Source organism: Nonomuraea sp. NPDC049637 (genome assembly GCF_040675235.1).
Taxonomy (GTDB): domain Bacteria; phylum Actinomycetota; class Actinomycetes; order Streptosporangiales; family Streptosporangiaceae; genus Nonomuraea.
In genome coordinates, this window is record NZ_JBFAOM010000105.1 from 1 (window position 1) to 6646 (window position 6646).

The following is a 6646-nucleotide window of genomic DNA, read 5'->3' on the forward strand; positions in this document are numbered from 1 at the left end:
CGGCGCGTACCGCCAACCCCAACACCCACCGCGCCTACGCCTCGGCCATCGACCGCACCATCGCCCTGCTCGGCCGCGACCGGCCGCTCGCCGACGTCACCGACGCCGAAGTCGGCCAGGCGCTCGTCGAGCTGTGGGGCGGACGCGCGCCGGCGACCTGGAACCGCAACCGCGCCGCCGTCACCTCCTGGCTGACCTGGTGTCAGGCCAAGAAGCACTGGGCCGCCCCGTCAGTGCCGGCCGACGCCGAACGCCGCAAGGAAACCGCGGATGAGACCCGCGCCGTCGCCAAGACCACCATCCACCGGCTGCTGTCCCGCCGGGACATCCCGCTTCGGGAGCGAACGCTGTGGCGCATGCTCTACGAAACAGCTGCCAGAGCGGCGGAGATCCTGGCGCTGAACGTCGAGGACCTCGACGTGGAGCATCGGCGGGCGCCGGTCCGGTCCAAGGGCGGCGCGATCGAGTGGGTGTACTGGGAGCGCGGCACCGCCCACCTGCTGCCCCGCCTGCTCCGGCTCCCGGACGGCAGCACTCGCACCCACGGCCCGCTGTTCCTGTCCGAACGTCGCCCCGTCCCGGCCCGCCGCCCTGCAGCCGCCGACATCTGCCCGCACACCGGCCGCGCCCGCCTCGGCTACGACCGCGCTCGCGTCCTGCTAGAGAAGTACGCCGGCCTCGACCTGCACCAACTGCGCCACTCCGCCGCCACCCACCTCGGCGACGCCGAGATCCCGCTGCAGCTCATCATGGGCAAGACCCGGCACAAGAACCCCCGCACCGCCATGCGCTACGTCAAACCCGGCGCTGAAGCCATCGCCAAGGTCACCGAGGCCCTGGCACCGCGTCGCCGTACTCACTGATCAGCAACTTCTCCGAGGTGGGAGGGGGCACTGCCCCTTTCTCTCGTACTTGGTCTGCCCCCCCTGGTCAGCTGCAGGTCGTCCCAATGGATGCGGCCCAGCGGGACGCCGGGCGTGCCCACGTTCATGACGACCGGACGCCGCGCGGCCCGCAGCACGTCGTGCAGGCCGTGGCTGAGCACGAAACGGCTGAGGTAGGCCAGCGCGAAGCTGTGCTCGAAGCCCTCGCCGGTGGTCGCACGGCCGCCGAGGAGCCGGTAGCGCTGGGCGCAGAGGATCAGCTTGTCCACGACCGGGTGGTCCGCGGCGAGGCGATCGACGACGCCCCGGCAGGCGGCCAGCGAGGTGAGGTCGGCGCGCACGAACGTGGCCCGCCCGGCCAGGGCCTCCGCCTCCGCTTCCGCCTCCGCGAGCAGGGCCTCCCCCTTTCCGGCGGTGCTGCCGATGGCGACCACGTGAGCGCCCTGCCGGAGGTAGTGGAGGGCCAGCCCCTTGCCGAACCCGTCGGTGCCGCCAGTGATGATCACGGTCTGCATGTTCACCCGCTCTCGTCGGCACATCCACCGAAGTGGATATGGCATATCCGCTTACGTCATGGAGCCTAACACGAAGCGGATATGATGTATCCAGTTAGCCGACGGACGGGATGCCATGAGCGAAGAGACACCGGCGCTGCGCCGCGACGCCGAGCACAACCGGCAGCGCACCCTGGCGGCGGCGCGGGAGGTGTTCGCGGCGCGCGGGCTGCAGGCCACGCTCAACGACGTCGCCCACCACGCGGGGCTCGGCGTCGGCACCGTCTACCGCCGGTTCCCCAACAAGGAGGCCCTGGCCGAGGCCGTCTACGCCGGCAAGCTCGACGAGATCCGCGCCGCCGCACAGGCCGCGCAGGCGGCCCAGGACGCCTACCAGGCCCTGCGGGCCTTCATCGAACACGCCCTGGAACAGGCCGCGACCGACCGCGGGCTGCGCGAGCTCATGCGGCGCGGCGCGGGCGAGAGCGAGTCGATCGAGCGCGCCCGCGAGGGCATCGCCGAGTCCTGCGGCCGCCTCATCACCCGCGCCAGGGAACAGGGCACACTGCGCGCCGACATCACGGTGGACGACATCGCGCCCATCGTCTCGATGATCGACTCGGTGATGGACCTGCCGTCCTCCGGCGCCGCGCAACCGTGGCGCCGCTACCTCGCGCTCATCCTCGACGGCCTGCGCACCGGACGCAGCACGCCCTGAAGGCCGCATTAAGGACGCCGCCACAGCCTTAAGGGCGGCCCACAAGTGTTTCCCAAGTCTCCTGGCAGATCTTGACGGCAGAACGCCGTTCCCTGAGGAGAAGAGGAAACATGAGCACTCGACGTCTGACCGCGGCCGCCCTCGTCGCGGGTGGGCTCGCTCTCGGCGCCGTCACCGGCTCGGCCATGCCTGCGTCCGCCGTGTCCGCGTCCACTGTGTCCGCGTCCACTGTGTCCGCATCCGCCGTGTCCGGGTCGTGGCACCTGGCGGGCTACTACCAGTACCGCGACCAGTGCGTGCGAGCCGGTTTCAGCGCCGTCACCAGCGGGGGCATCGTCCAGGATTTCCGGTGCGAGGTGTCCGGTTCGCGCTTCGCGCTCAGCCTTTTCTACTGATCGACCCGACGGCGGCGGCCCGCTCGGCCGCCGCCGTGCAGCCGTTCGCCGTTCACCGGCGGGCCCCAGCGGCCGACGGGAACGTCCCGAATCCGATCAGGCGTGAGGTTGTGGCGTGAGCATGAGCACCGCAGGCACGGACGAGCAAATGAGCGCGGATCTCCACGTGCTGGAGGACCTCGTGCGGGCCGCCCTGCGACGGTCCGCCGGGGACGGGTGGGACGTCCGCCACCGCCCTCCATGGACGTACGTGGCTCCCCGGGAGGCCGGGACGCGGGACCAGGGATGGAAGCTGCACGTGTCGGCGACGCCGCTGTCGGCCCCCGTCGTGCTGGCACGGGCGGCCGAGGTGCTGGTACGGCATCGGTGCCCGTTCAAGTTCGCGGCCACGTTCGCCGACCTGACCGGCCTGCTGTCCAGGAACGTCCACCGGGGATCGACCGGCAAGTTCATCACCGTCTATCCCCCGGACGACGAGGCGGCGACGGCCATCGCCGAGGACCTGCACCGGGCCACGTACGGCCTGCCGGGCCCGCCCGTCCTGTCCGACCGGGCCTACCGGCCGGGCAGCCTGGTCCACTACCGCTACGGCGTGTTCTCCGCGCGCAGCGTGCTCGACAACGACGGCGTCTACAGCTCGCCGCTGACCGCCCCCGACGGCGCCTGCCTGGTGGACCGGCGCAACGCCTGGTACTCGCCGCCGGAGTGGGCCGACTGCCCGTTCGAGTCCGGTCGGGCCCCGGCGCGGACCGGCGCGCCGGAGGCCGTCGAGCTGGCCGGACGGTTCGTGGTGCGTCAGGCCATCCGCCACGGCGCCAAGGGCGGGGTGTTCCTGGCGGAGGACCGGCTCTCCGGCGCCCAGGTCGTTATCAAGCAGGCCCGCCCGCACATCAGCGCCACCCTGCAGGGCCAGGACGAACGCGACCGGCTCCGCCACGAGGCCGACATGCTGGACGTGTTCGGGCCGCTCGGCGTCACGAGCCGCAAGGTCGGCCTGTTCACGCAGGGGGACAACCTGTTCCTCGCGCAGGAACACCTCGACGGGACCGTACTGACCACCTGGGCGGAGCAGGCCAGGGCCGCCGACCCGGACGGCTGGCCGCGCGTGGCGCTGACCGCGGTGCGCGCGCTGACCGGGCTGGTCGCCGCCGTGCACGAGCGGGGCTTCGTGCTGCGGGACCTGACGCCGAACAACGTCATCGCCGGCCCGGACGGCTCCTGCCGGCTGGTCGACCTGGAGATGGCCGCTCTCCCCGGCACGCCCGTCGCCAAGGCCTACACCGCCGGTTACGCGCCGCCCGAGCAGGTGCGCGGGCCGATGTACGGGCCGGCCGCGGGGCCCGAGGCGGACCTGTACGCCCTGGGCGCGACGGTGCTGCACCTGGCCACGGGGTGCCGGCCGCTGCTGGGCTCCGACGACCCGCCCGCGGGCCGCTCGTGGGACACCCGGGTGCGCGGGCTGGTCGAGGTGGCGACCGAGGGCGACGCCGTGGCCCGGGCGCTGTGGCCGATGCTCCTCGGCCTGATGCGCGAGGACCCGGCCCGGCGCTGGGACCTGCGGCGCGTCGGCGCCTTCCTCGACGACCTGGAGCCGCTGCCCGGCTCCGACCTGCACGCCTCACCCCCGCCCGCGACGGCCGCGAGCCGGGGCACGGCGGCCGCGGGCGCCGCCCGCCGTCTGTCTGTCGCCGGGCAGGACCGACTGCTCCGCGACGGGATCGTGCACACGCTCCGGCGGATGGAGCGCGATCCCGGCGCCCGGCGCCTGTGGCCCGTCTCCGGGTTCGGCGAGACCGCCGACCCCTGTGCCGTGCAGTACGGCTCGGCCGGGGTGCTCACCCTGCTCGCGTCGGTCCTGCACTCTCCGGCCCTGGACACGACGGGCCTGGACACGACGGGCCTGGACTCCTCGGTCCTGGGCAGCGGCGAGGCCGGGCGGGACGGCATCGCCGCCGCGCTGCGCCACGCCGCCGCCTGGACGGTCCGGCGGCTGGGCAGCGAGCCCAGGCCCTCGCCCGGACTCCACTTCGGCCGGGCCGGCATCGCCTGGGCGCTGCACGAGGCCGGCCGCGCCCTCGGCGACGACGCGCTGCGCACAGCGGGCATCGACCTCGCGCTGACCCTGCCGACGTCGTGGCCGAACCCGGACGTCTGCCACGGCGTGGCCGGTACGGGCCTGGCGTTGCTGCACCTCTGGCGGGCCACCGGCGACGAACGCCTCCGGGAGCGGGCGGCACGGTGCGCGGACGCCCTGGTGGCCGGCGCCGAGCGCACCCCCGGCACCGTGTTGTGGCCCATCCCGGAACGTTTCCCGTCGGCGCTGGCCGGCGCCGTGCACTACGGCTTCGCCCACGGCGTGGCGGGGATCGGGACCTTCCTGCTCTCAGCCGCCACCCCGGGGGGCGACGAGTACCTGGAGACGGCCCTGCTCGCCGGGCGGACGCTGCTGGCCGCCGCCCAGCGCACCGGCGCGGCGGCCTGGTGGCCGGAGTTCCCCGGCGGCGGCGTCCGGATGACGCACTGGTGCAGCGGCTCCTCCGGGGTCGGCAGCTTCCTCGTCCGGCTCCACTCCGTCACCGGCGAGCCGGACTTCCTGGACGCGGCGAAGGCCGCCGCCGTCGCCGTCCGCGGCTCGCGGCTGTCCTCGGGGACCGCCGCCTGCCACGGGCTGGCCGGTGACGGGCAGTTCCTGCTGGACATGGCCGGCCTGCTGGGCGAGGCGGACTACCGCGCCCAGGCCGCGGAGCTGGCCGCCTGCCTGGAGGCGCGGGCGGTGCTGCGGGACGGGCTGCTGGTGGTGCCGGACGAGAACGGCGACACGGTGAGCTTCGGCTGGAACACCGGGCTGGCGGGCGTCCTGGACTTCCTGCTGCGGCTGCGTCACGGCGGCCCGCGTCCGTGGACGGCCGACGTCCCGGCGCGCGTCCCGGCACCGGCACCGGCATCGGCATCGGCATCGGCATCGGCATCGGCGGGATCGTGAGCGAGACGATGCTCCGGCTGGGCTTCCGGTTCTCCGGCCTGGGGCGGTACGCCGTGTGCCTGACCGCCGAGGGCCGCCGTCCCCTGGCCCCGGAGTTGTGGGACCTGACCGGCGCGCGTCCCCGGTCCCGCGTCCTGCGTTCCTGGGACGGCGAGAGTCCCGCGAGCACCGCGGTCCCGACGGACGACGGCGCCGTCCTGCTGAGCCGGGCCGGAAGCGGGGGGACGCACCGGCTGCTCCTCGTCGTCCCGGACCGGGACGGCACGGGCTGGTCGGCGCACGACCTGGCCGCCGTCACGGGTGGCGGGCTGCGGCTGGTGGCGGGCCGCGGCGCGGGAACCGCGGCGCTGGCCTTCCGCACGACCCCGGCGGGCGGCACGGCCGTGTGGCGGCTGTCCGGCCGGCCCGAGCCGCCCGAGCTCGTGGCCCATGTGCCGGGGCCGCTGGCCGGGGGCGTCTGGCTCGACCCGTCCGGGAGCCTGCTGGCCCTGGCCGTGCCGGCCGGCTCCCGGACGCGCACGGTGGTGCTGGACCTGTCCGACGGCGCCGTGTCCCCGCTCCCCGGCCTGGACCGGCGCGAGCGCCTGCTGCTCGCCGCCCCTGAGGCAGGCGTCCTGCTGACCGCCCGCGAGACCCCGGACGGCCACCGCCTGGGGATCCGCCCGCGCGACGCGGACGCGCCCACCGTCTTCCCCGAGCAGCTGAACGCCGTCGAGGGCGTGGTCACCCCGCTCGCCCTCGACCCGGCCGGCCGGCGCCTGGCACTGGCGGTCGCGGCGGGCGTGCGCTGCCGCGCCGTGCTGTACGACCTGGCCGAGGACGGTTTCCTGGAGGCGGGGCCGGCGAGCGGCACGATCCTGCCGATGGCCGCCTGGAGCGCGGGCAGGCTGCGGCTGGTGCATTCCGCTCCCGGCCTGCCGCCGCACGTGGTGACGGTCCCGGGACCGGACGGCGGGACCGGGCGGACCTACGCCGCCGCGCGCTGCTTCGACGGCCCGGCCGGACCCGTCGAAGCCGTCGTCTACGGCGACCCCGTCGCCGCCGGGCGCGTCGTGCTGGCCCTGCACGGAGGCCCCGAGTCGGCCTGGCGGCTCGGCTACGACCCGCTGTTCCAGCGGCTGGCCGACGAAGGCGTCGCCGTGGTCGCGCCCAACCAGCGCGGCAGCACCGGG

Annotated in this window: 5 protein-coding genes and 1 pseudogene; 5 read left to right on the plus strand and 1 reads right to left on the minus strand. The window is 74.8% G+C overall.

Annotated features, from left to right (window positions below; genetic code table 11):
- Window positions 1-863: site-specific integrase (locus AB0J71_RS49490; protein WP_364421354.1), on the plus strand; the 863-nt coding region annotated here is incomplete at its 5' end.
- On the opposite strand, the gene AB0J71_RS49495 is transcribed toward AB0J71_RS49490, so the two are convergent.
- Window positions 857-1390 carry an SDR family NAD(P)-dependent oxidoreductase gene (locus AB0J71_RS49495; protein ID WP_364421357.1) on the minus strand — a complete coding sequence of 178 codons (534 nt, stop codon included), beginning with the start codon at window positions 1388-1390 and terminating at the stop codon, window positions 857-859. The genes AB0J71_RS49490 and AB0J71_RS49495 overlap by 7 nt on opposite strands.
- A 124-nt stretch (window positions 1391-1514) precedes the next feature.
- Here AB0J71_RS49495 and AB0J71_RS49500 point away from each other — a divergent pair, with 124 nt between their 5' ends.
- From AB0J71_RS49500 to AB0J71_RS49515, 4 genes and pseudogenes are all read left to right on the plus strand, one after another.
- Window positions 1515-2096 (plus strand): helix-turn-helix domain-containing protein, encoded by a 582-nt coding sequence (locus AB0J71_RS49500; protein ID WP_352329279.1) that lies wholly within the window; start codon window positions 1515-1517, stop codon window positions 2094-2096.
- A gap of 110 nt (window positions 2097-2206) precedes the next feature.
- Window positions 2207-2491 carry a hypothetical protein gene (locus AB0J71_RS49505; RefSeq protein WP_364421359.1) on the plus strand — a complete coding sequence of 95 codons (285 nt, stop codon included), beginning with the start codon at window positions 2207-2209 and terminating at the stop codon, window positions 2489-2491.
- Between the two features lie 148 nt (window positions 2492-2639).
- On the plus strand, window positions 2640-5474 hold the full coding sequence (gene lanL / locus AB0J71_RS49510) for a class IV lanthionine synthetase LanL (protein ID WP_364421361.1): 2835 nt from the start codon (window positions 2640-2642) through the stop codon (window positions 5472-5474).
- Window positions 5390-6646, plus strand: a pseudogene (locus AB0J71_RS49515) (hypothetical protein); the annotation flags it as partial. The gene lanL and the pseudogene AB0J71_RS49515, both read left to right, overlap by 85 nt.